The following is a 22,958-nucleotide window of genomic DNA, read 5'->3' as shown; positions in this document are numbered from 1 at the left end:
AAACAAAAATAAATTCAGAAAAACAAAAACCGGGGCACTTGGCCCCGGCTTCCTTCAACGAAAACGCTTAAACGCGTTCGAAGACGGTGGAGATGCCTTGGCCGAGACCAATGCACATGGTAGCTACCCCGAAGGTGCCGCCATTTTGCTTCATCACGTTCAGCAGAGTGCCGGAGATACGCGCACCGGAGCAACCAAATGGGTGACCCAGGGCGATCGCGCCGCCGTGCAGGTTAACCTTCTCGTTCATCTTGTCGAGCACTTTCAGATCTTTCAGCACTGGCAGGGCCTGTGCGGCGAAAGCTTCGTTGAGCTCGAAGAAGTCGATATCGTTAATGCCAAGACCCGCGCGCTTCAGTGCTTTTTGTGTGGCCGGTACTGGACCATAGCCCATGATTGCCGGATCTACACCTGCCACCGCCATCGAACGAATCACCGCCATAGGCTGAATGCCCAGGTCCTGTGCACGTTGCGCCGACATCACGATCATGCACGAAGCACCATCGGTGATTTGCGACGAAGTACCGGCTGTCACGGTACCGCCCTTAGGGTTGAACGCTGGCTTCAGAGCCGCCAGGCTTTCCAGGGTAGTTTCCGGACGAATGGTTTCGTCGTAGTCAAACAGTTTCAGGAAACCGTTCTCGTCGTAGCCCTGCATCGGGATGATTTCGTCTTTGAACTTACCTTCCAGGGTCGCCTTGTGGGCGAGCTGGTGGGAGCGCACGCCGAAAGCGTCCTGTTGTTCGCGAGTGATGCCGTGCATTTTACCCAGCATTTCAGCGGTCAAACCCATCATGCCCGACGCTTTCGCCGCGTACAGCGACATGTGCGGGTTCGGATCGACACCGTGCATCATGCTCACGTGACCCATATGCTCGACGCCGCCAACCACGAACACGTCACCGTTGCCGGTCATGATCGCTTGCGCAGCAGTGTGCAGAGCGCTCATCGACGAACCACACAGACGGCTGACGGTCTGGCCGGCAGCGGTGTGCGGGATCTGCGTCATCAGGGATGCCATGCGGGCGATGTTCCAGCCCTGCTCCAGGGTCTGGTTCACACAGCCCCAGATCACGTCTTCGACTTCGCTCGGATCAACCTTGACGTTGCGTTCCAGCAGTTTACTGATCAGGTGCGCCGACATGTCTTCGGCGCGGGTGTTGCGGTGCATGCCGCCCTTGGAGCGGCCCATCGGAGTACGACCGAAGTCGACTATCACGACGTCTCTAGGATTCAAGCTCATATATTCACTCTCACTCTAGTTGGGGGCGCTTAACCGAAGAACCGCTGGCCGGTTTTGGCCATTTCACGCAGTTTTGCGGTCGGGTGGTACAGCGCGCCCAAATCAGCGTACCGGTCAGCCAGGGCAACGAACTCTGCAACACCGATCGAATCGATGTAGCGCAGTGCACCGCCACGGAATGGAGGGAAACCAATACCGTAGACCAGACCCATGTCGGCTTCGGCTGCGGTTTCGACAATGCCGTCTTCCAGGCAACGCACGGTTTCCAGGCACAGCGGGATCATCATCCAGTTGATGATGTCTTCGTCAGTGACTTCGCGCTGTTCAAAGACGATCGGCTTGAGCACTTCCAGCACCGACGGATCGGCGACTTTCTTCTGCTTGCCGCGCTTGTCGGTCTCGTAGGCGTAGAAGCCCTTGCCGTTCTTCTGGCCCAGGCGCTTGGCTTCGTACAGCACGTCGATGGCCGAACGACGGTCGTCTTTCATGCGGTCCGGGAAGCCTTCAGCCATCACGTCGCGACCGTGGTGGCCGGTGTCGATACCGACCACGTCCATCAAGTACGCCGGGCCCATTGGCCAGCCGAATTTTTCCATGACCTTGTCGATGCGGACGAAGTCCACGCCGGCGCTGACCAGTTTGGCGAAACCGCCGAAGTACGGAAACAGCACGCGGTTGACCAGAAAGCCCGGGCAGTCGTTGACGACGATCGGGTTCTTGCCCATTTTCTTGGCGTAGGCAACGGTGGTGGCAACGGCCACTTCGCTGGACTTCTCGCCACGAATCACTTCAACCAGCGGCATCATGTGCACCGGGTTGAAGAAGTGCATGCCGACGAAGTTTTCCGGACGCTTGAGGGCTTTGGCCAGCATAGTGATGGAAATGGTCGAGGTGTTGGACGCGAGGATGGTGTCCTCTTTGACTTTGTCTTCCACTTCAGCCAGAACAGCTTGCTTGACCTTAGGGTTCTCGACGACCGCTTCAACCACAAGGTCAACGTGACCGAAATCACCGTAGGACAAGGTCGGGCGAATGCCGTTGAGCACTTCAGCCATTTTTGCCGGGGTCATGCGACCTTTATCAACGCGGCCCACCAGCAATTTGGCGGCTTCGGCCAGACCTTGCTCGATGCCGTGCTCGTTGATGTCCTTCATCAGGATCGGCGTCCCTTTGGAAGCCGACTGATAAGCGATACCGCCACCCATGATGCCGGCGCCCAATACGGCAGCCTGCTTCACGTCCTTGGCGATTTCGTCGTAGGCCTTGGCCTTTTTCTTCAGTTCCTGATCGTTCAGGAACAGACCGATCAAGCTCTGCGCGGCAGAGGTCTTGGCCAGTTTGACGAAACCGCTGGCTTCGACTTCCAGCGCCTTGTCGCGACCGAAGTTCGCGGCTTTCTGGATAGTTTTGATCGCTTCGACCGGTGCCGGGTAGTTCGGGCCCGCTTGACCGGCCACGAAACCCTTGGCGGTTTCGAACGACATCATTTGTTCGATGGCGTTGAGCTTGAGCTTTTCAAGCTTCGGCTGACGCTTGGCCTTGTAGTCGAACTCGCCTGAGATGGCGCGTTTGATCAGCTCCAGAGCAGCTTCCTGCAGTTTCTCGGGAGCAACCACTGCGTCGACTGCGCCGACTTTCAGCGCATCTTCAGGACGGTTTTCCTTGCCGGCGGCAATCCATTCGATGGCGTTGTCGGCACCGATGATGCGCGGCAGGCGCACGGTACCGCCGAAGCCCGGGTAGATGCCCAGCTTGACTTCCGGCAGACCGATCTTGGCCTTGGTGGACATGACGCGGTAGTCCGCCGCCAGGCACATTTCCAGACCGCCACCCAGGGCGATGCCGTTGATCGCGGCGACAGTCGGGACGTTGAGGTCTTCGAAATCGCTGAAAATCTTGTTGGCTTCCAGGTTGCCAGCAACAAGCTCTGCATCAGGCAGCTTGAAGTTCTCGACAAATTCGGTGATGTCGGCGCCGACGATGAACACGTCCTTGCCACTGCTGACGATCACACCCTTGATCGAAGCATCTGCCTTGATGGTGTCTACGGCCTGACGCAGTTCGTTCAGGGTTAGACGGTTGAACTTGTTGACGGACTCACCCTTGAGGTCGAATTTCAATTCGACGATGCCACTTTCAAGAGCCTTAACCGTGATGGCTTTACCTTCGTAAATCATCAACTGATCTCCACGATATGGAAGCTGAACAGTACACGTCGGACGCAGGCGAATGGCTCGGCAAGGACGTTTAACGTCAATGCTACGCCCATTCACCCGGCACACCCGCCAACGCGATAGTCGGGATTCTGTAGGAGCGGTCTGTAATACAAACGCTCAATTCATACGCCCGTTTGATTTGGGTATGTCACCTTCACGGAATTTCCGACAATTGTCAATCGCCCAAAATACGGGTTGAAATGCGACTTTCCGGTCATTTCCGTACCGCGAAGCCCTGCAACACGCGGCTGCATGTGATTCCATTCATAGGATCAATAGTTAGAAAAGTCGCCCTAATTCGCTGCAGCCTTTGTTTAACAAGCTACGCTGGCGGAACCTTGAGGAAAAAACATGAACGCTTTGGGCGAATGCCGAGCGTAATACCAGCGCCACACAGAATTACCGGCCTGCCTGGCCAACTCCAGCCCGATGATGATGTCGGGCTTTTTATTGCCCGTCTGCCGGACGTTTCGCGCCATTGCGGCCGAAATTTCCGCGATTTATGCCAGCGCCTTCAGCACCGCATCAATATCCTGCAAAACCGTCGCTTCGCCCTTTTCGCCCCAATACAACGTGATCATCTGCTTGTCTGCTTCGACCTTGTAAACGTTGTCTGGCAACTTTTCGAAATGAATCAGCAACGTCGGTTCCTCGCAAACCTCCTGCCATTGATTGACCCACACACCCGGCGCTTTTTGCCAGTAACTCCAGCACGCCGGCCGATTGCCACGCCGCGGTCGATGGTATTGGGCGCAAGGGCTCGGCGGCTCTTTGCTCAGCCAGTGCGGCCAGTCCTGAGGCGCTAGCTGCATCGCCAAACCGATGCGTCGCGCCTCCATGCGCAGGGCCATGCGGCCGCTCTGGTGACGCGACGGTCGCAACCATGCCAGCGGACTCAGTACCACCAACAGGATTGACACCACTATCCAGACCGTCATATCTGTACCCCCGATTCTTGATGAGCGCATTGGGTCACTTTGAAAACAATGCGCTTGAAACCAGCCATACTTACCAATATTGCAACCCTCAGGAGGAGCACCTCATGCCCTACAACCACATTCTGGTCGCTGTAGATCTAACCGAAGAGTGCGATCCTGTAATCCACCGCGCTCGCGAACTGTCGGTGAGTAACGGGGCGAAGTTGTCCCTGGTACACATTGTCGAGCCGATGGCCATGGCCTTTGGCGGCGACGTCCCCATGGACCTGTCACAACTGCAACAACAGCAGTTCGATCAGGCCAAGGAACGCCTGGACCGGCTGATCGTGAAGTATCCGGAACTCTCCAAGGAATACAGCCACTTGACCTACGGCCAGCCACGCCAGGAGATCCATCACCTGGCCAAGGAACAAACCTGCGACCTGATCGTGGTGGGCAGCCATGGCCGACACGGCCTGGCATTGCTGCTGGGTTCGACTGCCAATGACGTGCTGCATGGTGCGCCCTGTGATGTACTCGCGGTGCGCCTGATCAAAAGCTAAACCACAGCTCCTGCGAAAAGCCCGGCGCTCATCACTGAACGCCGGGCTTTTTTTATAGCAGGATCAATCAGGCGTCCAGCTCGGCCCAGCGCTCGACCATTACGTCGTGCTCTGCTTGCAACTGTTCCAACTGAGCGATCACTGCAGCAGTCTCGGCAGCAGGACGCTGATAGAAACCGGCATCGGCCATTTGCGCCTCAACGGTAGCAATCTGCTGTTCCATGGCTTCGATCTGGCCCGGCAACATTTCCAGTTCACGCTGCAACTTGTAGCTGAGCTTCTTCTTCGCCACCGGTGCTTCGACGACAGCAGCTTCGGCTGTGACGACCGCGGAGGTCAGGTCGGCCTTGCCGGACTTGCTCTCGGTCACGCCCAACAGGCGCGGCGAGCCGCCCTGACGCAGCCAGTCCTGATAACCACCGACGTATTCGCGAACCTTGCCTTCACCTTCGAAGACCAGGGTGCTGGTGACCACGTTGTCGAGGAATGCCCGGTCGTGGCTGACCATCAGCACGGTGCCGTTGAAGGTCAGCAAGACCTCTTCCAGCAACTCGAGGGTTTCGACGTCAAGGTCGTTGGTCGGTTCATCGAGGACCAGCAGGTTCGCCGGTTTGCTGAACAGTTTCGCCAGCAACAGACGCGCACGTTCACCACCTGACAGCGCCTTCACCGGCGTGCGGGCACGCTGCGGGCTGAACAGGAAATCGCCGAGGTAGCTCAGCACGTGGCGGCTCTGACCATCGATATCGATGAAGTCGCGACCTTCTGCAACGTTGTCAATTACGGTCTTTTCCAGGTCCAGCTGATGGCGCAACTGGTCGAAGTAGGCCACGTCGATGCGCGTCCCCTCTTCCACTGTGCCGCTGGTCGGTTGCAGACCGCTGAGCATCAGCTTCAGCAGAGTGGTTTTGCCGGTACCGTTGGCGCCCAGCAGACCGATACGGTCGCCGCGCGTCAGGACCATCGAGAAATCCTTGATCAGGAACGGGCCGCCCGGGTGAGCAAAGCTCACGTTGTCGAGGACCATTACCTGCTTGCCAGACTTGTCAGCAGTGTCCAGCTGAATGTTGGCTTTGCCGGTGCGCTCACGACGTTCGCTGCGCTCGACGCGCAAGGCTTTCAATGCGCGGACGCGGCCTTCGTTACGGGTGCGACGGGCCTTGATGCCCTGGCGGATCCAGACTTCTTCCTGGGCCAGTTTTTTGTCGAACAGCGCGTTGGCGGTTTCTTCAGCGGCCAGCGAGGCCTCTTTGTGCACGAGGAAACTCGCGTAGTCGCCGTTCCAGTCGATCAGGCCACCGCGATCCAGTTCGAGAATGCGGGTTGCAAGGTTTTGCAGGAATGAACGGTCGTGCGTGATGAACAGCACGGCGCCCTGGAAATCCTTCAGCGCTTCTTCGAGCCAGGCAATTGCACCGATGTCCAAGTGGTTGGTCGGTTCGTCGAGCAGCAGCAGATCGGGTTCGGAAACCAGAGCCTGGGCCAGCAGGACGCGACGACGCCAGCCGCCGGACAATTCGGCGAGGGTCTTGTCGGCCGGCAACTGCAGACGGCTCAAGGTGCTGTCGACCAATTGCTGCAAACGCCAGCCGTCACGGGCTTCGAGGTCGTGCTGGACGTGCATCAGTTTGTCCAGGTCGGCGTCGGTGACGATGTTCTGGCTCAGGTGGTGATACTGCGCGAGCAGCTCGCCGACACCGTCCAGACCTTCGGCTACCACGTCGAACACGGTCCGCTCGTCGGCTACCGGCAATTCTTGCGGCAATTCGCCAATCTTGAGGCCAGGTGCGCGCCAAACGGAGCCGTCATCAGGCTTCTGGTCGCCCTTGACGAGCTTCATCATGCTGGACTTGCCAGTGCCATTGCGGCCGATGATGCACACCCGCTCACCACGGGCGATCTGCCAGGACACCTTGTCCAACAACGGCATAGCGCCGAAAGCAAGGGACACATCGCTGAATTTGAGCAGGGTCATGAGCTTCTCCAAAAACCGGGCGCGCATTCTACCTGACTTGAGGCTTCAGAAGGCCGGCAATTTCACCTTCGCGACACTCTGCATGACAAATGTTGCGAACTGATGCTGACAGGCCGGCAAAGCTTTCGCCCGCTGCTGGCAAAAGGCTAAGCTACAGATAATTCAGCGCGGGCATTGTCCGCGCTTGTCATGATTTCTCTGCCCGGACGTCTCATGCGCAGTCGCCTTTTCAGTCTTTTATCCTGTTTTCTTCTTTCTGCCACTGCCGTTCAAACCGCCCAGGCGGTGGACCTGTCCACCCAACGCCAGTATTACGATGAAGCCAAGCGTGCCCTCGCCAAGGGGGATACCGGCCCTTATTTCCGTTACAGCCAGGCCCTCAGCGATTACCCGCTGGAGCCGTACCTGGCGTATGACGAACTGACCGCTCGCCTTAAAACCGCGAGCAATGCCGAAATCGAGAAATTCCTCGCCGAGCACGGTGACCTGCCCCAGGCCAACTGGATGAAGTTGCGCTGGCTGCGTTGGCTGGCCGAACGCGGCGACTGGGCGACCTTCGTCAAGTACTACGACCCCAAGCTCAATTTCACCGAACTGGACTGCCTGAACGCGCAGTATCAGATCGGGCATAACCAGAAAGCCGAGGGCTACGCCAACGCCAATAAACTCTGGCTGACCGGCAAATCCCAACCCGCCGCGTGCGATGCGCTGTTCGGGCAATGGGCTGCCCAAGGCCAGTTGACCGAGCAGAAACGCTGGGAGCGCACCAAACTTGCCGCCCAGGCGCGCAACTATCCGCTGGCCAACAGCCTGGTCAACGGCCTGACCACCCTCGCCCCTCGCGGTCGCTTGCTGATTGATGTGGCACAGAAACCCGAACTGCTCAACCAGCCGTCGCGCTTCACCCCGGCTGACGAACCGATGTCCGACGTGGTCAGCCTCGGCCTGCGCCGCCTGGCCAAACAAGACCCGGACAAGGCCATGGCGATGCTCGACGGTTATGCCAGCAGCATGCACTTCTCCCGTGACGAAAAAGTCGCGATCGCCCGGGAAATCGGGCTGACTCTCGCCAAACGCTTCGACGGCCGCGCGCTGGACGTGATGACCAAGTACGACCCGGAACTGCGTGATAACACGGTGTCCGAATGGCGTATGCGCCTGCTGCTGCGCCTGGCCCGCTGGGACGATGCCTACCAGTTGACTCGTCGCCTGCCGCCGGATCTGGCGACCACCAATCGCTGGCGCTATTGGCAGGCCCGCAGTCTGGAATTGGCGCAGCCGCAGAACCCGGAAGCGCAGACGCTGTATCAGGGCCTCGCCCGCGAGCGTGATTTTTACGGTTTCCTCGCCGCGGATCGCTCGCAGCTGCCCTACTCGCTGAACAACAAACCGCTGGTGCTCAGCCAGGCGCTGATCAACAAGGTTCGCAATACCCCAGGTGTGCGTCGGGCGCTTGAGTTTCATGCTCGCGGACAGATCGTCGATGGTCGCCGCGAGTGGTACCACGTCAGCCGCCACTTCAGCCGCGACGAAATGGTCGCCCAGGCGAAACTGGCCTACGACCTGAAATGGTATTTCCCGGCGATCCGTACTATCAGTCAGGCGAAGTACTGGGACGACCTGGACATCCGCTTCCCGATGGCCCACCGCGAAACTCTGGTGCGCGAAGCCAAGGTTCGCGGCCTGCATTCGAGCTGGGTGTTCGCGATCACCCGTCAGGAAAGTGCCTTCATGGCCGACGCCCGTTCCGGCGTTGGCGCCAGCGGTCTGATGCAACTGATGCCCGGCACCGCCAAGGAAACTGCGCGCAAGTTCAGCATTCCATTGGCCTCGCCGCAGCAAGTGTTCGACCCGGACAAAAACATCCAGCTCGGCGCCGCTTACCTGAGCCAGGTCCACAGCCAGTTCAACGGCAACCGCGTCCTCGCCTCCGCCGCCTACAACGCCGGCCCCGGTCGCGTACGTCAGTGGCTGCGCGGTGCGGACCACCTGAGCTTTGACGTGTGGGTGGAAAGCATTCCGTTCGACGAAACCCGCCAGTACGTGCAAAACGTGTTGTCGTATTCGGTGATCTACGGCCAGAAGCTCAACTCACCGCAACCGCTGGTGGATTGGCATGAGCGCTACTTTGACGATCAATGAACCTGCTTTGAAGCACTGACAAAAATGCCCGCATCGATTGATGCGGGCATTTTTTTTTCGCGCCCAGAACGTCTACACCGACTTGAGCCGTGCGGCAATCCGTTTGCCATGCTGGGTCAGACGATATTTTTGAGCCGGGCTGCTTGGCGACTCGGGATTGGTCATTTCAATCAAATCGGCAGCCAATGCGGGCCTGAGGTAGTTAGCCCGAAAGGTCGCTTTGTGAACCAAACCGACCTCGGTCATTAAGTCGCTGATTTTAAGCGGGCCGTTAACATGGAGCGCTGAAAGCAATTTCCCTACTGGGTCGCTTACCAGGTCGCTTACTGGGTCGCTTACTGATTCACTAAGGACCGCTTCCTCAAGCGCGAGACTCAACGCCTGTAGCATGAACTCAACAAAAGGCGTCGATTCAGCCAACTGATCGGCCGCCGACAATACCGCGTAATAAGCGTCCTGCTGCTTCATATCCTTTTCCAGGCTCGCAACTGAGGCCGACATAATGCCCGACCCTGGAAGCATTCAGCAGCTCTCATTCACGCGGCCTCATGCCCAGCGCTAAACTGCAACGCCGCCAACCGCGCATACAGCGCGTTGCTCGCAATCAATTCCTGATGCGTCCCCACCGCCACTAGTTTCCCTTGGTCCATCACCGCGATCCGGTCAGCGTTTTTCACCGTGGCCAACCGGTGGGCGATGACCAGCGTGGTGCGGTTTTTCATCAGGCTCGGCAGGGCTTGCTGGATCAGGTGTTCGCTCTGGGCGTCAAGGGCGCTGGTGGCTTCGTCCAGCAGCAGGATCGGCGCGTCCACCAGCAGCGCCCGGGCGATGGCCAGGCGCTGACGTTGACCACCGGACAAACCGAGGCCAGCGTCGCCCAAGTGAGTCTGGTAGCCGTTGGGCATTTGTTCGATGAAGTCGTGGGCGTATGCGATTTTCGCCGCTTCCTGAACCTGGGCCAGGGTGGCCGTCGGGTTGCCGTAGCGGATGTTCTCTTCGATGCTGCCAAAGAACAGCGCCGGGGATTGCGAGACCAGCGCGAAGCAGCGGCGCAGGTCCAACGGATCGAGTTGAGTCAGAGGCACGCCATCGAGCAGGATGCGACCTTCGGCCGGGTCGTAAAAGCGCAGCAGCAAGTCATACACCGTCGACTTGCCGGCACCGGACGGCCCGACTAACGCGAGGGTTTCGCCGGCATTGATCGTCAGATTCAAACCATCGACCGCAAAGCTTTCGGGACGCGACGGGTAGGAAAAGCGCACGTCTTGCAGCTCCAGGTCACCTTTCACCCGTTCAGGCAAAGTCACCAGACCAGTAGTCGGTGACTGGATAATGTTTTCCGAGCGCAGCAACTCGGCAATCCGCTCGGCGGCGCCAGCGGCACGCTGCAGTTCGCCGATCACTTCGCTCAACGTGCCGAATGCGCTACCGACAATCAGGCTGTAAAACACAAACGCTGCCAGCTCGCCCGCGGAAATCCGCCCGGCGATGACATCCATTCCGCCGACCCAGAGCATCACCCCGACCGCACCAAGCACCAGCACGATCACCACGGTAATCAGCCAGGCACGCTGGAAGATCCGCTTGCGAGCTGTGTCGAAGGCCTCCTCCACCGTTACGGCAAAGCGCTGCTCGTCCTGGACCTGATGGTTGTAGGCCTGCACGGTTTTGATCTGGCCCAGGGTTTCGGAAACATAGCTGCCGATATCGGCAATCCGGTCCTGGCTCAGGCGCGACAGGCTACGCACCCGACGGCCGAAGATCAGGATCGGCGCGATCACCAACGGCAACGCGACCACCACGATGCTGGTGAGCTTAGGGTTGGTGATGAACAGCAGGACGATCCCGCCGATCACCATCAACAGATTGCGCAAAAACAGCGACAGCGAAGAGCCGATCACCGATTGCAGCAGTGTGGTATCAGCGGTCAACCGCGACTGGATCTCGGAGCTGCGGTTGTCTTCGTAGAACCCAGGATGCAGGTAGATCAGATGGTTGAACACCTGACGACGGATGTCCGCGACAACCCGCTCGCCGATCCATGAGACAAGGTAGAAACGCGCAAAGGTGCCAATCGCCAGCCCGACCACCAGCAACATAAACAAGCCGATGGACTGGTTGAGCAAATGCGGTGACTGGGTCATGAAACCCTGATCCACCAGCAGGCGAATCCCCTGCCCCATGGACAAGGTGATGCCCGCCGTGACGATCAATGCGAGCAAGGCGCCGACGGCCGGCCAGCGATAAGGCGCGATGAAACGCAGGGCCAGGCGCATGGCACGCCGTTGACGGGATGAGAGGATGGAGATCATTCGATGGCGCAACCAGTAGGGTTTGACGTGATCAAGCCTACACCGGTCGATGAGATTGAACGCTGTAAATCATAATGAGTCAGGTTAAATATGACCGCAAAGACTAGGTCCTAGACGGTATTGGTCTAAAGTCCGGGTGGCAACACCGCCGTATTTCTGGTGGACTGATGTGACCGCCCCTGGAAAGATCGCAGGGAGTTGTCACAGCCCGGTCACCTGGCGGTTCTACAGTAAGCACACAACCTGATGAGGAGACAGGCAATGTCCTTGCAAAACAGCAGCGAAGGCAAGATTGAAGTGATCCGCACACAGCCAGACCAGTCTCTGGGTTGCTCGATTATCGATAAGGATGGGCACGAAGTACCGATCACCGAAGGCATGATCCAGGACGCTTGCCGCGAACTGGAAAAGCGATTGGTCAAGCCTGCCGAACAAGAGTGATATAGCCACCGTCTTCTTGACCCGGCCTCTGATGGCCGGGTTTTTTATGGGTGCTGATCCGGGATTTGCGGTGCGGCCTTCGCGGGCAAGCCTTGCGCCTACAGGTTTTATGTCGCTCGCCATATCGTGAACGACGCAACCCCGTAGGAGCAAGGCTTGCCCGCGATAGGGCCAGCGCTAATTACGGAATAATGTGCGCACCCAACGCCACCACGATCTGCTGCAATGCCGGCGAATCTCCATCGATCCGCACCGCCAACCCATCAATCTCACGCCGCAGCGGATAATGCTTGCGCAGTGAATCGAACGCCGCACGCTGTTCGTTCACATTGCCTACAAGGCTGCGACGGAAATCCGCATCGTCGCGGCGCGGGTCGTACACGCCACGGCACAACATGGCCAGCGACCAGGCCGGATCACTGTTAGCGTTCAAGGTCACTTGCGACAACCAGGGGGCGGGCAGCAAATCGTTCAAGCTGATCTGTGCCGGTTGCCCGAGAAAATCGCAATACGCCTGATAAATCTGCGCAGTGCCACGCTGTCTGCCATCGAGGCTGTAACCGGCAATGTGCGACGTCGCCAGCACACAGAGTTCGGCCAGTGCCACATCGACCTCAGGCTCACCTTCCCAAACATCCAGCACTGCTTGCAGGTCTTCGCGTTGCAGCAGCACCTGGCGCAGCGCGGCATTGTCCACCACCGGGCCACGACTGGCGTTGATCAGCCAGGTGCCGGGTTTGAGCTGGCTCAAACGGTTTTTATCGAGCAGATGCCAGGTCAACTGGGCGCCGTGTTTCTTCAACGGCGTGTGCAGACTGATGACATCGCACTGCTCGATGATCTGTTCGAGGTTGACGTAATCGCCACCTTCAGCGGCATGCCTTGGCGGATCGCAGACCAGCACTTTCCAGCCCAGACCTTGCAGAACCTTGACCAACCGACCGCCCACTTCACCGGCACCGACGATGCCGTAGGTGCGTTGAGTCAGGTCGGCGCCTTCGATTTCGGCCAGGGTCAGCAGACTGCCGAGCACGTAGTCGACCACGCCCCGGGCGTTGCAGCCGGGTGCGCTGGACCAGGTGATGCCGGCCCGCTGAAAGTAATCCAGATCCAGGTGATCGGTGCCGATGGTGCAAGTGCCGACAAAGCGTACCTTGCTGCCTTCGAGCAACGCGCGGTTAACGTTGGTCACCGAGCGCACCAGCAGCACATCGGCCTGTTCGACGGTGGCGCGGTCAATGGAACGTCCCGGCACCCGGCGGATTTCACCGAAACCTTCGAAGAAGGCATCGAGCAGCGGGATATTTTCGTCGGCAACAATCAGCATGGCAGGCTCCTTTGGCGGATCGGCAGTGTAGGCGGAGATGGCCAGTGTGAGCCAGCAAGCATTGCACAGCCCCTGTAGCAGCTGGCGAAGCCTGCGTTCGGCTGCGCAGCAGTCGTGAAATCAGGCAGCACGGTGTATCAGGTAAACCGCGAGCACAGGGTTTACGACTGCTGCGCAGCCGAACGCAGGCTTCGCCAGCTGCAGGGACCGCGTTGTCGCAACGTCCGGGCATCGATTACAAATCCGCAACACAGGACTTTTCCTGACCACTGCGTCAGGGCGTAGAATGCGCCGCCTTGCGCATCAACATCTTTGGACGTTTCGCCCTTGAATTCCGTGACTGACCGCCCCGCCGCTATTTCTCTCACCCGTCCGGCCCGGGTTCGCCTGGAGCTGAAAAACCTGCTCGGCCTGGCCTTGCCGATCATGATCGCGCAATTGGCGACCACCGCCATGGGCTTCGTCGATGCGGTGATGGCGGGCCGGGTCGGGCCACGGGATCTGGCGGCGGTGGCGCTGGGCAACTCGATCTGGGTGCCGGTGTTTCTATTGATGACCGGCACGCTGCTGGCCACGACCCCGAAAGTCGCCCAGCGTTTCGGTGCCGGAACCCACAGCGAAATCGGCCCGATCGTGCGTCAGGCACTGTGGCTGGCGCTGGTGGTGGGGTTGATGGCGACCGGCATGCTGTTCAGCGCCGAACCGATTTTGCACATCATGAAGGTCGACCCCGAATTGATCGGCCCGTGCATGCAGTACCTGCATGGCATCGCCAGCGGTTTGCCCGCCGTCGCGCTCTACCATGTGCTGCGCTGCTTCAGTGACGGCCTGGGGCGCACGCGTCCGGCCATGGTGTTGGGGCTGTGCGGGCTGGCGCTGAACATTCCGCTGAACTACGTCTTCATCTATGGCCACTTCGGTGTGCCGGCCATGGGCGGTGTCGGTTGCGGCTGGGCCACGGCGATCGTGATGTGGGTGATGGCGCTGGGCATGGCCGGGTGGGAGCGCTGGGCGCCGGCGTATCAGTCGAGTGAGTTGTTCAGCCGTTTTGACTGGCCGCAATGGTCAGTGATCAAACGCCTGCTGGGCATCGGCCTGCCGATCGGCATCGCGGTGTTCGCCGAGTCGAGCATCTTCGCGGTGATTGCGCTGCTGATCGGCAGCCTCGGCGCGACGGTAGTGGCCGGGCATCAGATCGCGCTGAACTTCAGCTCGCTGGTGTTCATGATCCCCTACTCCCTCGGCATGGCCGTGACCGTGCGGGTCGGCCAGGCGCTCGGCCGTCAGGAGCCGCGTGAAGCCCGCTTCGCCGCCGGTGTCGGCATGGGCACCGCCCTGGCGTATGCGTGCCTGTCGGCGAGCATGATGCTGTTGCTGCGTGAACCCATCGCTGCGATTTACACCGCCGACCCGACGGTGATTCATGTCGCGGCGATGCTGATTGTGTATTCGGCGCTGTTCCAGTTTTCCGATGCGATCCAGGTCACTGCTGCCGGCGCATTGCGCGGCTATCAGGACACGCGGGTGACGATGATCCTGACGCTGTTCGCTTACTGGGGGATTGGTTTGCCGGTGGGTTACGCGCTGGGCCTGACCGATTGGTTCGGCGCGCCGAGCGGCCCGAGCGGGCTGTGGCAGGGTTTGATCGTGGGCTTGAGTTGCGCGGCACTGATGCTGTCGATCCGCCTGACGCGCAGTGCACGCAAGCGGATCCGCATCAGCCATTCGGCGGGTTAAGCGAGTTTCTTGCGGATCCAGTAGAGGTAGGTGCCTGCCTCTTCGTGCTGCGCCACCAGTTCGTGGTCGAGAAACACACAGAACTTGGGAATGTCGCGACGGGTCGACGGGTCGGTGGCAATCACCTTGAGCAGACCGCCGGGCACCAGGTCACGGATGTGCTGGTGCAACATCATCACCGGTTCCGGGCAGTTGAGGCCGGTGGCGTCGAGGGTGCCGTCAACCGGCGTATCAATCATTTCACTCATGATTCACTCCTGAAACTTGCCGGCATTGTCGCGCATTGCCGGGTGTTCGGTCATCTGTGGCGTTACACCGATCCCTGTGGGAGCGAGCCTGCTCGCGATAGCGCTGTATCAGTCAACAAAGATGTTGAATGTAATGGCCTCATCGCGAGCAGGCTCGCTCCCACATAGGTCCGTGTGTATCAGCGGGACTTGGGCTTCTTTACGTCGATCCGGCGCAGGTGGCAGGTCACTTCTTCACGGTCGTGATACAGCTGCTTGCAGCCGATCTCGACCCGAATGCCGCGTTCCTTGAACCCGTCGGCGATGCGTTCCAGCAAGCGCTTCACTTCGGCGTAACGCTGTTTCATCGGCAGCTTGAGGTTGACCACCGCTTCGCGACAATGCCCCTCGCCAATCCACTCTTCCAGCATTGCGGCGTTGCGCGCCGGTTTCTCGACGATGTCGCAGACCATCCAGTCCACCGGCTGCTTGGGCTTGAAGGTGAAGCCGTCAGCCATCAAGTGTTGCACCAGACCGGTGTCCATCAGACTTTCGGCCATTGGGCCGTTGTCGATCGCGGTCACCAACATGCCGCGGTTGACCAACTGCCAGGTCCAGCCGCCGGGAGCAGCGCCAAGGTCGACGCCGGTCATGTCGCTGTGCAGGCGCTCATCCCACTGATCGCGAGGAATGAAGTGGTGCCACGCCTCCTCCAACTTCAGCGTCGAACGACTCGGCGCTTCACGCGGGAACTTAAGGCGCGGAATGCCCATTGGCCACATCGCCGAGTTGTTCGACTCGGCAAGCCCCATGAACACTTCGCGACCACTTTTGAAGGTCAGCAGCAGCCGTGGCTTGTGGGCGTCTTCCACCAGTTTGCCAGCGGCCATCAGCGCCTTGCGCAGGTGACCTTCGAACTTCTTGCAGAAGTTCGACAGTTCCTTGCCATCGTTGGTGTCGACCATTTCCAGCCACAGGCTGCCGCACAGCGGGAAGTCCGCCATGTGCGCGAGGATCACGCTGATGCGGTCGGTTTCCGGCAGATCGATGAAAATCCCGCGAGCCCACTGGCGCGGGAAGATCAGATCGGCAAAACGCTGACCACGCATCAGGCGCTCGGCGCCGTCTTCTTCGGTGCAGATGAATTCGGCGAAGGCGCTGGCGGTCTTGGCCTTGGCATAACCGGCCACGTTCAGCCGCGCGGCGTGTTCGGAAATCTCGGAACAGACTTCGCTTTCGAAGCCCGGCCGGCAATGCATAAAGAGGGTGTTCATTCTTACTCCTGGGCAGATGGCGAGACATTCAACCACTGCGCGATGCCCAGACTTGCGTTGAAGCAAAGCCTGTCACGAAAACGGGCGCATGATAGCCGAGTTCGGAACCTCGGACTTGTCGATAGAGTCCAGTTATTAGCCAGCTACTTAAAACAGGGCTAGTTTTAATGCTCTGTTCGTTCCCTCAGTCCGTAGCCGTGCGGACTCAAAGGAGTCATTTCAATGCCGTCCCTCGATAGCCTGAAAACCCTTAAAACCTTACAAGTCGACGACAAGACCTATCACTATTTCAGCTTGCCGGATGCCGCCAAAAGCCTGGGCGATCTGGATAAGCTGCCGATGTCGTTGAAAGTGCTGCTGGAAAACCTGCTGCGCTGGGAAGATGAAAAAACCGTCACCGGTGCCGACCTCAGGGCGATTGCCGCCTGGCTCAAGGAACGTCGCTCCGACCGTGAAATTCAATACCGTCCCGCGCGGGTATTAATGCAGGACTTTACCGGCGTTCCCGCCGTGGTCGACCTGGCCGCCATGCGTGCCGCGATGGCCAAGGCTGGCGGCGACCCGCAGCGAATCAATCCGCTCTCCCCCGTGGATCTGGTGATCGACCACTCGGTGATGGTCGACAAATTCGCCAGCGCCAGCGCCTTCGAACAGAACGTCGACATTGAAATGCAGCGCAACGGTGAACGTTATGCGTTCCTGCGCTGGGGCCAAAGCGCCTTCGACAATTTCAGCGTGGTGCCGCCGGGCACCGGGATCTGCCATCAGGTGAATCTGGAATACCTGGGGCGCACGGTCTGGACCAAGGATGAAGACGGGCGCACGTATGCCTTCCCCGACACCTTGGTTGGCACCGACTCCCACACCACCATGATCAACGGCCTCGGCGTGCTCGGCTGGGGCGTTGGCGGGATCGAAGCAGAAGCGGCGATGCTCGGCCAACCGGTGTCGATGCTGATCCCGGAAGTGATCGGCTTCAAACTCACCGGCAAGCTCAAGGAAGGCATCACCGCCACCGATCTGGTGCTGACTGTCACCCAAATGCTGCGCAAGAAAGGCGTGGTCGGCAAATTCGTCGAGTTCTACGGTGACGGCCTCGCCGACCTGCCACTGGCCGACCGCGCGACCATCGCCAACATGGCCCCGGAATACGGCGCCACCTGCGGCTTCTTCCCGGTGGACGACATCACGCTGGAATACCTGCGCTTATCCGGTCGCCCCAGCGCAACCGTGAAACTGGTCGAGGCTTACAGCAAAGTCCAGGGCCTGTGGCGTCTGCCGGGCCAGGAACCGGCGTTCACCGACAGCCTGGCGCTGGACATGGGCAGCGTCGAAGCCAGCCTTGCCGGACCGAAACGCCCACAGGACCGGGTATCGCTGCCGAATGTCGCGCAAGCGTTCAGTGACTTCGTCGACCTGCAATTCAAACCCACCAGCAAGGAAGTCGGTCGTCTCGAAAGTGAAGGCGGCGGTGGCGTCGCGGTGGGCAATGCCGATCTGGCCGGTGAAGCCGACTACGAATACGACGGTCAGACCTATCGATTGAAAAACGGCGCGGTGGTGATTGCCGCGATCACCTCCTGCACCAACACCTCCAACCCGAGCGTGATGATGGCCGCCGGCCTGGTGGCGAAGAAAGCCGTGGAGAAAGGCCTCAAGCGCAAACCGTGGGTCAAGAGTTCGCTGGCGCCAGGCTCGAAAGTGGTCACCGACTACTACAAGGCTGCCGGCCTGACCCAGTACCTTGACGAACTGGGTTTTGCCTTGGTCGGCTACGGCTGCACCACCTGCATCGGCAACTCCGGGCCATTGGCGGAGCCGATCGAAAAAGCCATTCAGGCCGCCGACCTGACCGTCGCCTCGGTGTTGTCGGGTAACCGTAACTTCGAAGGTCGCGTGCATCCGCTGGTGAAAACCAACTGGCTGGCCTCGCCGCCGCTGGTCGTCGCCTATGCGCTGGCCGGGACGGTGCGCATCGACATCAGCAGCGAGCCTTTGGGTACCGACAAGGAGGGCAATCTGGTTTATCTGCGGGACATCTGGCCAAGCACCAAAGAGATTGCCGACGCGGTGAGTCAGGTCAACACCGCGATGTTCCACAAGGAATACGCCGAAGTGTTTGCCGGCGACGAGCAATGGCAGGCGATTGAAGTGCCGCAAGCGGCGACGTATGTCTGGCAGGACGATTCGACGTACATCCAGCATCCACCGTTCTTCGATGACATCGGCGGGCCGCCGCCGGTGGTCAAGGACGTCGCCGGTGCCAGAGTCCTCGCGCTGCTGGGTGATTCGGTGACCACCGACCACATCTCCCCGGCCGGCAACATCAAGGTCGACAGCCCCGCAGGCCACTACTTGCGCGAGAAAGGCGTGGAACCACGGGACTTCAACTCCTACGGCTCGCGACGCGGCAACCACGAAGTGATGATGCGCGGCACCTTCGCCAACATCCGCATTCGTAACGAAATGCTCGGCGGCGAAGAAGGCGGCAATACGATTTACATCCCCACCGGGGAGAGGATGCCGATCTACGACGCGGCGATGCGTTATCAAGCCTCGGGCACGCCGCTGGTGGTGATTGCCGGGCAAGAATACGGCACCGGCTCGAGCCGCGACTGGGCGGCCAAGGGCACCAATCTGCTGGGGGTCAAAGCGGTCATCGCCGAAAGTTTTGAACGGATTCACCGCTCCAACCTGGTGGGCATGGGCGTGTTGCCATTGCAGTTCAAGCTGGATCAAAACCGCAAGAGCCTGAACCTGACCGGCAAGGAGACGCTGGATATTCTGGGTTTGACCGCCGTCGAGCTGACACCGCGGATGAACTTGACGCTGGTGATCACCCGTGAAGACGGCAGCCGCGAGAAAGTCGAGGTGTTGTGCCGGATCGATACCCTGAATGAGGTGGAGTACTTCAAATCGGGGGGGATTTTGCATTACGTGTTGCGACAGTTGATTGCCTCGTAACAGCCTGCTGACACAGACACCGCCTTCGGGCGGTGTTTTTGTTTGGGTCGCAAGCGTCCTTATAATCGCGCGCCGCTTGATGGGTGTTGTTCACAATGCTGTACCCGACACAAAACCACTGTGGGAGCGAGCCTGCTCGCGAAGGGGCCCCATTCAAAATCATCGCTGGCTGATACAACGCATTCGTCGGAACGCCGCCCGGAGCCGGCTCGCTCCCACATGAAAAGGGGGCAGCCCGCAGAATCCCGACACCGTTTTGGTGGTTTGGGTGCGGCCATCGCCACCCATTTCGGCCTGAACCTGCTGCACTTCGGCCTGTTCACGTATCCGATGCTCGCCGGGTGACGCAAGGGTCGTTTTGCGACGAACCACTGATTATTGAAAAATAATTCAATAAATTCCCGATCATGCCGACACCCTGTCAAAGCCTTGCGGATTGAAACAGCCATGCGTAATAACCAACCCACTACACAACGCGAACGGACCTTCCCGGCTCAGCAACGGTTGATTTCCACCACCGATGCCAAGGGCGTGATCACCTACTGCAACGACGCCTTCGTCGAGATCAGCGGGTATTCTCGTGAGGAACTGATCCGTGCGCCGCATAACCTGGTCCGTCACCCTGACGTCCCGGCCGCGGTATTCGCGCACATGTGGGGCACACTGAAACAAGGCTTGCCATGGATGGGCATTGTCAAGAATCGCTGCAAGACCGGTGATCACTACTGGGTTAACGCCTATGTCACGCCGGTTTTCGAAGGCAATCAGGTGGTCGGTTACGAATCGGTGCGGGTCAAACCCACCGCCGAGCAGATCCGCCGTGCCGAAGCGCTCTACCAACGCATCAACCAGGGCAAGTCGGCGATTCCTTCAACGGACAAATGGCTGCCGGTGCTGCAGGACTGGCTGCCGTTCATCCTCGTCAGCCAACTGAGCTTCATGATCGGTGCGTCACTCAATTCCCAATGGGGTTTTGCGTTGGCCGCCGGCCTGTCGGTGCCATTGGGCCTGTTGGGCTTGAGCTGGCAACAGCGCGGCCTCAAGCGTCTGCTGCAGCTGGCCGGGCAGACCACCTCCGACCCGCTGATCGCGCAGATGTACACCGACAGTCGCGGCGCTCAAGCACGTCTGGAGATGTCGATCCTCAGCCAGGAAGCCCGCCTGAAAACCTGCCTGACCCGTCTGCAGGACACCGCCGAGCATCTGAGCGACCAAGCGAAACAGTCCGACGCCCTGGCGCATAACAGCTCCAACGGCCTGGAACGCCAACGCGTCGAAACCGAGCAAGTGGCCACCGCCGTCAATCAGATGGCCGCCACCACGCAGGAAGTCGCCAGCCACGTGCAGCGCACGGCCGATGCGACTCAGGAAGCCAATCGCCTGACCGGTCGCGGCCGCGACATTGCCGGGGAAACCCGCGAAGCCATCCAGCGCCTGTCGGTGGTGGTCGGTGAAACCGGGCTGACCGTGACCCAACTGGCCAAGGACAGCGACGAAATCGGTGGCGTGGTCGATGTGATCAAAGGCATCGCCGACCAGACCAACCTGCTGGCCTTGAACGCCGCCATCGAAGCGGCCCGTGCCGGTGAGATGGGTCGCGGGTTTGCGGTGGTTGCCGACGAGGTCCGTCAACTGGCGCAACGCACCAGCGAATCCACCGGGCAGATCCACGCCCTGATCGCCAAGCTCCAGCAAACCGCCAGCACGGCGGTGCAAACCATGGAAGCCGGGCATCGCCAGGCCGAAGAAGGTGTGGCGCGGGTTCTGGAAGCGGATCAGGCACTGGTGGGGATCAGCGAAGCGGTGGCCAACATCACCGACATGACCACCCAGATCGCCGCCGCGACCGAAGAACAAAGCGCTGTCGCCGAAGAGATCAGCCGCAATATCAGCAACATTTCACAATTGGCTGACCAGACTTCGGAACAGGCTCAACACTCGGCGTTGTTGAGTGAAGAGCTGACCAAAACCGCGAATACCCAGTATTCGTTGGTGGAGCGGTTTAACCGCTGATTTCTGCAAGCAGGGCAAAAACCCGGAAGGTGATACTTCCGGGTTTTTTATTGCCTCATGGAAAGCATTACCGAGACGCACGATTGGACTTTGGCAAGCGTCATACACATCTAAAACCCGGTGTATAGCTGTCAGATTTGACAGTAGACGCACTCGCGTGGGCGGGATATCAATCGAGTGCCAACATACCCGTCGGCATTTGCTTCATACCCATGTGGACAGAGAAGGATTTCGCAATGAGCACAAAAGATATTTTCATCCCGAAAGCGAACAGTATTCAGGCACCAGGAAACGCTTTTCACTGGAACTTCGGGGGTGACCCGATACCTGCCGAGCACACCACTTTTTACCGAAGCCTGTTCGAGCCTACCGGCGAAAAAAGCTGGGTCTTCAACGGTTCGACTGGCTCAGGCGATGAAGAGAACTTCTACAGTTTTCTGTTGATGGTGCCTTACATCGACGACAACGTGCTGGAAAACACTTACAAGCTGGGAGACGGTCAAAAGCTGCATTTTTCCCATACCTACTCTATTCCAGCTCCTCCCGGATTCACCGGATTCAGAGTCGTCGATGCCGATGATGCGGAACTGACTGTACGACTCGACCCGATTGAGGGAATTGTTCATGGCGATTTTAATGCAACGTTTAAAACCCATCGTTTGAATCCGAACGGCACGTTCCAATTGAAAAGAGACGACCAGTAAATCCGGTTGACCAGGGACAGTGTGCGCTGTCAGTCAGATCGTTATTGCGAGCAGGCTCGCTCCCACAGGGGTCACGCATTCCACTGTGGGAGCGAGCCTGCTCGCGATGAGGCAATGTGCAACACCGCAGAGATCACCGAAGGAATGTAGCAACCTTTTGCGCCGCAGCCGCCAAATGCTGCTCATGAGTAAACCCGGACGCCTTCAACGGCTTCAAGTCATGATCCCCCGCTGCCAGCCAGAACACCTCGATCCCCGGTGACAACGTGTAAGCCTCGACCGCCTCACGATTCCCCAGCGCATCCCGCTCGCCTTGCACGATTAACGTCGGTGTCTTGAGCACGGCCAAATGCTCGACCCGAGGCTTCTCCGGTTTCCCCACCGCATAAAACGGATACCCGAGACACACCAACCCATCCGCCCCCAATTCATCCGCCAACAAACTGGCCATCCTCCCGCCCATGGACTTGCCGCCAATCGCCAGACGCCCAGCGACATGGCGTCGCACCACGGCATACACCTCACGCCAGCACTCGAGCAGTTTCGGCGCCGGGTTCGGTGGACGTTTGCCGCCATCAACACGTCGTTGCGACATGTACGGAAACTCGAAGCGCAACACGTTGACGCCTTTATCCGCAAGGCGTACAGCCATGTCGTTCATCCAGCCACTGTCCATCGGCGCACCGGCGCCATGGGCGAGTATCAGCGTCGCCGATGCCGGCACTGAAGCGGCATTCCACAACCATCCATGATCCCGCACACACCGTGCCCATTGATCCCCGTCAATACTGGCCTTGTGCTCTTTGTCCATGCTTGCCTCGCTTTTAGTCTGCCTATAACTCCAGGCGAAGGAAGCGTCTGCCGTGCGACTTACTCGCAAAGGCGGGCCTTCACTTCGGCTGA

At 59.3% G+C, this 22,958-nt stretch carries 17 protein-coding genes and 1 pseudogene; 8 read left to right on the top strand and 10 right to left on the bottom strand.

Going from position 1 to position 22,958, the window contains the following annotated elements; genetic code table 11:
- Positions 1-67: 67 nt before the first annotated feature.
- The 3 genes from fadA to ACYZUA_RS12040 form a co-directional block, all read right to left on the bottom strand.
- Positions 68-1,243, bottom strand: a complete 1,176-nt coding sequence (fadA, locus tag ACYZUA_RS12050; RefSeq protein ID WP_008007076.1) for an acetyl-CoA C-acyltransferase FadA — start codon at positions 1,241-1,243, stop codon at positions 68-70.
- A 29-nt stretch (positions 1,244-1,272) separates the two neighbouring features.
- Entirely contained in the window at positions 1,273-3,420 is a 2,148-nt protein-coding gene (gene fadB, locus ACYZUA_RS12045; RefSeq protein WP_461963263.1) for a fatty acid oxidation complex subunit alpha FadB, read from the bottom strand.
- 539 nt (positions 3,421-3,959) lie between these two features.
- A complete protein-coding gene (locus ACYZUA_RS12040) occupies positions 3,960-4,397 on the bottom strand; it encodes a hypothetical protein (RefSeq protein ID WP_461963262.1) in 438 nt (145 codons plus the stop codon).
- A gap of 104 nt (positions 4,398-4,501) precedes the next feature.
- Here ACYZUA_RS12040 and ACYZUA_RS12035 point away from each other — a divergent pair, with 104 nt between their 5' ends.
- Complete coding sequence (locus tag ACYZUA_RS12035) at positions 4,502-4,939, top strand: universal stress protein (RefSeq protein WP_008151425.1); 438 nt, start codon at positions 4,502-4,504, stop codon at positions 4,937-4,939.
- Between the two features lie 67 nt (positions 4,940-5,006).
- On the opposite strand, the gene ACYZUA_RS12030 is transcribed toward ACYZUA_RS12035, so the two are convergent.
- The gene (locus ACYZUA_RS12030) at positions 5,007-6,914 is read right to left on the bottom strand and encodes an ATP-binding cassette domain-containing protein (RefSeq protein ID WP_461963261.1); all 1,908 of its coding nucleotides are present in this window, start codon (positions 6,912-6,914) and stop codon (positions 5,007-5,009) included.
- Between the two features lie 213 nt (positions 6,915-7,127).
- Here ACYZUA_RS12030 and ACYZUA_RS12025 point away from each other — a divergent pair, with 213 nt between their 5' ends.
- Positions 7,128-9,056: a transglycosylase SLT domain-containing protein gene (locus tag ACYZUA_RS12025; RefSeq protein WP_461963260.1), complete on the top strand. Its 1,929-nt coding sequence runs from the start codon at positions 7,128-7,130 to the stop codon at positions 9,054-9,056.
- 72 nt (positions 9,057-9,128) lie between these two features.
- Here ACYZUA_RS12025 and ACYZUA_RS12020 read toward each other — a convergent pair whose 3' ends face one another.
- Positions 9,129-9,524, bottom strand: coding sequence for a Fic family protein (locus ACYZUA_RS12020; RefSeq protein WP_461963259.1), 396 nt, complete (start codon positions 9,522-9,524; stop codon positions 9,129-9,131).
- Between the two features lie 68 nt (positions 9,525-9,592).
- Positions 9,593-11,368 carry an ABC transporter transmembrane domain-containing protein gene (locus ACYZUA_RS12015; RefSeq protein ID WP_461963258.1) on the bottom strand — a complete coding sequence of 592 codons (1,776 nt, stop codon included), beginning with the start codon at positions 11,366-11,368 and terminating at the stop codon, positions 9,593-9,595.
- Positions 11,369-11,629: 261 nt separating this feature from the next.
- Between ACYZUA_RS12015 and ACYZUA_RS12010 the strand changes: the two genes are divergently transcribed.
- Positions 11,630-11,809: a PA1571 family protein gene (locus tag ACYZUA_RS12010; RefSeq protein WP_461963257.1), complete on the top strand. Its 180-nt coding sequence runs from the start codon at positions 11,630-11,632 to the stop codon at positions 11,807-11,809.
- Positions 11,810-11,990: 181 nt separating this feature from the next.
- On the opposite strand, the gene pdxB is transcribed toward ACYZUA_RS12010, so the two are convergent.
- On the bottom strand, positions 11,991-13,136 hold the full coding sequence (gene pdxB / locus ACYZUA_RS12005) for a 4-phosphoerythronate dehydrogenase PdxB (protein ID WP_461963256.1): 1,146 nt from the start codon (positions 13,134-13,136) through the stop codon (positions 11,991-11,993).
- A gap of 327 nt (positions 13,137-13,463) precedes the next feature.
- Between pdxB and ACYZUA_RS12000 the strand changes: the two genes are divergently transcribed.
- Complete coding sequence (locus ACYZUA_RS12000; RefSeq protein ID WP_461963255.1) at positions 13,464-14,873, top strand: MATE family efflux transporter; 1,410 nt, start codon at positions 13,464-13,466, stop codon at positions 14,871-14,873.
- On the opposite strand, the gene tusA is transcribed toward ACYZUA_RS12000, so the two are convergent.
- Together tusA and rlmM are read right to left on the bottom strand one after the other, a co-directional pair.
- Positions 14,870-15,121, bottom strand: coding sequence for a sulfurtransferase TusA (gene tusA, locus ACYZUA_RS11995; RefSeq protein ID WP_007907805.1), 252 nt, complete (start codon positions 15,119-15,121; stop codon positions 14,870-14,872). The genes ACYZUA_RS12000 and tusA overlap by 4 nt on opposite strands.
- A gap of 179 nt (positions 15,122-15,300) precedes the next feature.
- A complete protein-coding gene (gene rlmM, locus ACYZUA_RS11990; RefSeq protein WP_461963254.1) occupies positions 15,301-16,374 on the bottom strand; it encodes a 23S rRNA (cytidine(2498)-2'-O)-methyltransferase RlmM in 1,074 nt (357 codons plus the stop codon).
- 222 nt (positions 16,375-16,596) lie between these two features.
- On the opposite strand from rlmM, the gene acnA reads away from it, so the two are divergent.
- The 4 genes and pseudogenes from acnA (at position 16,597) to ACYZUA_RS11970 (ending at position 22,055) form a co-directional block, all read left to right on the top strand.
- Positions 16,597-19,338, top strand: coding sequence for an aconitate hydratase AcnA (acnA, locus tag ACYZUA_RS11985; protein ID WP_461963253.1), 2,742 nt, complete (start codon positions 16,597-16,599; stop codon positions 19,336-19,338).
- Positions 19,339-19,587: 249 nt separating this feature from the next.
- Positions 19,588-19,683, top strand: a pseudogene (locus ACYZUA_RS11980) (CPBP family intramembrane glutamate endopeptidase); the annotation flags it as partial.
- Between the two features lie 102 nt (positions 19,684-19,785).
- Positions 19,786-21,351, top strand: a complete 1,566-nt coding sequence (locus tag ACYZUA_RS11975) for a methyl-accepting chemotaxis protein (protein ID WP_461963252.1) — start codon at positions 19,786-19,788, stop codon at positions 21,349-21,351.
- A 236-nt stretch (positions 21,352-21,587) separates the two neighbouring features.
- Positions 21,588-22,055, top strand: a complete 468-nt coding sequence (locus ACYZUA_RS11970; RefSeq protein WP_461963251.1) for a hypothetical protein — start codon at positions 21,588-21,590, stop codon at positions 22,053-22,055.
- A 133-nt stretch (positions 22,056-22,188) separates the two neighbouring features.
- Here ACYZUA_RS11970 and ACYZUA_RS11965 read toward each other — a convergent pair whose 3' ends face one another.
- Positions 22,189-22,866, bottom strand: a complete 678-nt coding sequence (locus ACYZUA_RS11965) for an alpha/beta family hydrolase (protein WP_461963250.1) — start codon at positions 22,864-22,866, stop codon at positions 22,189-22,191.
- Positions 22,867-22,958: the final 92 nt, after the last annotated feature.

The sequence above is a fragment of the Pseudomonas sp. LS2P72 genome, from assembly GCF_054897865.1.
This window is presented reverse-complemented; position numbering and strand designations above follow the sequence as displayed.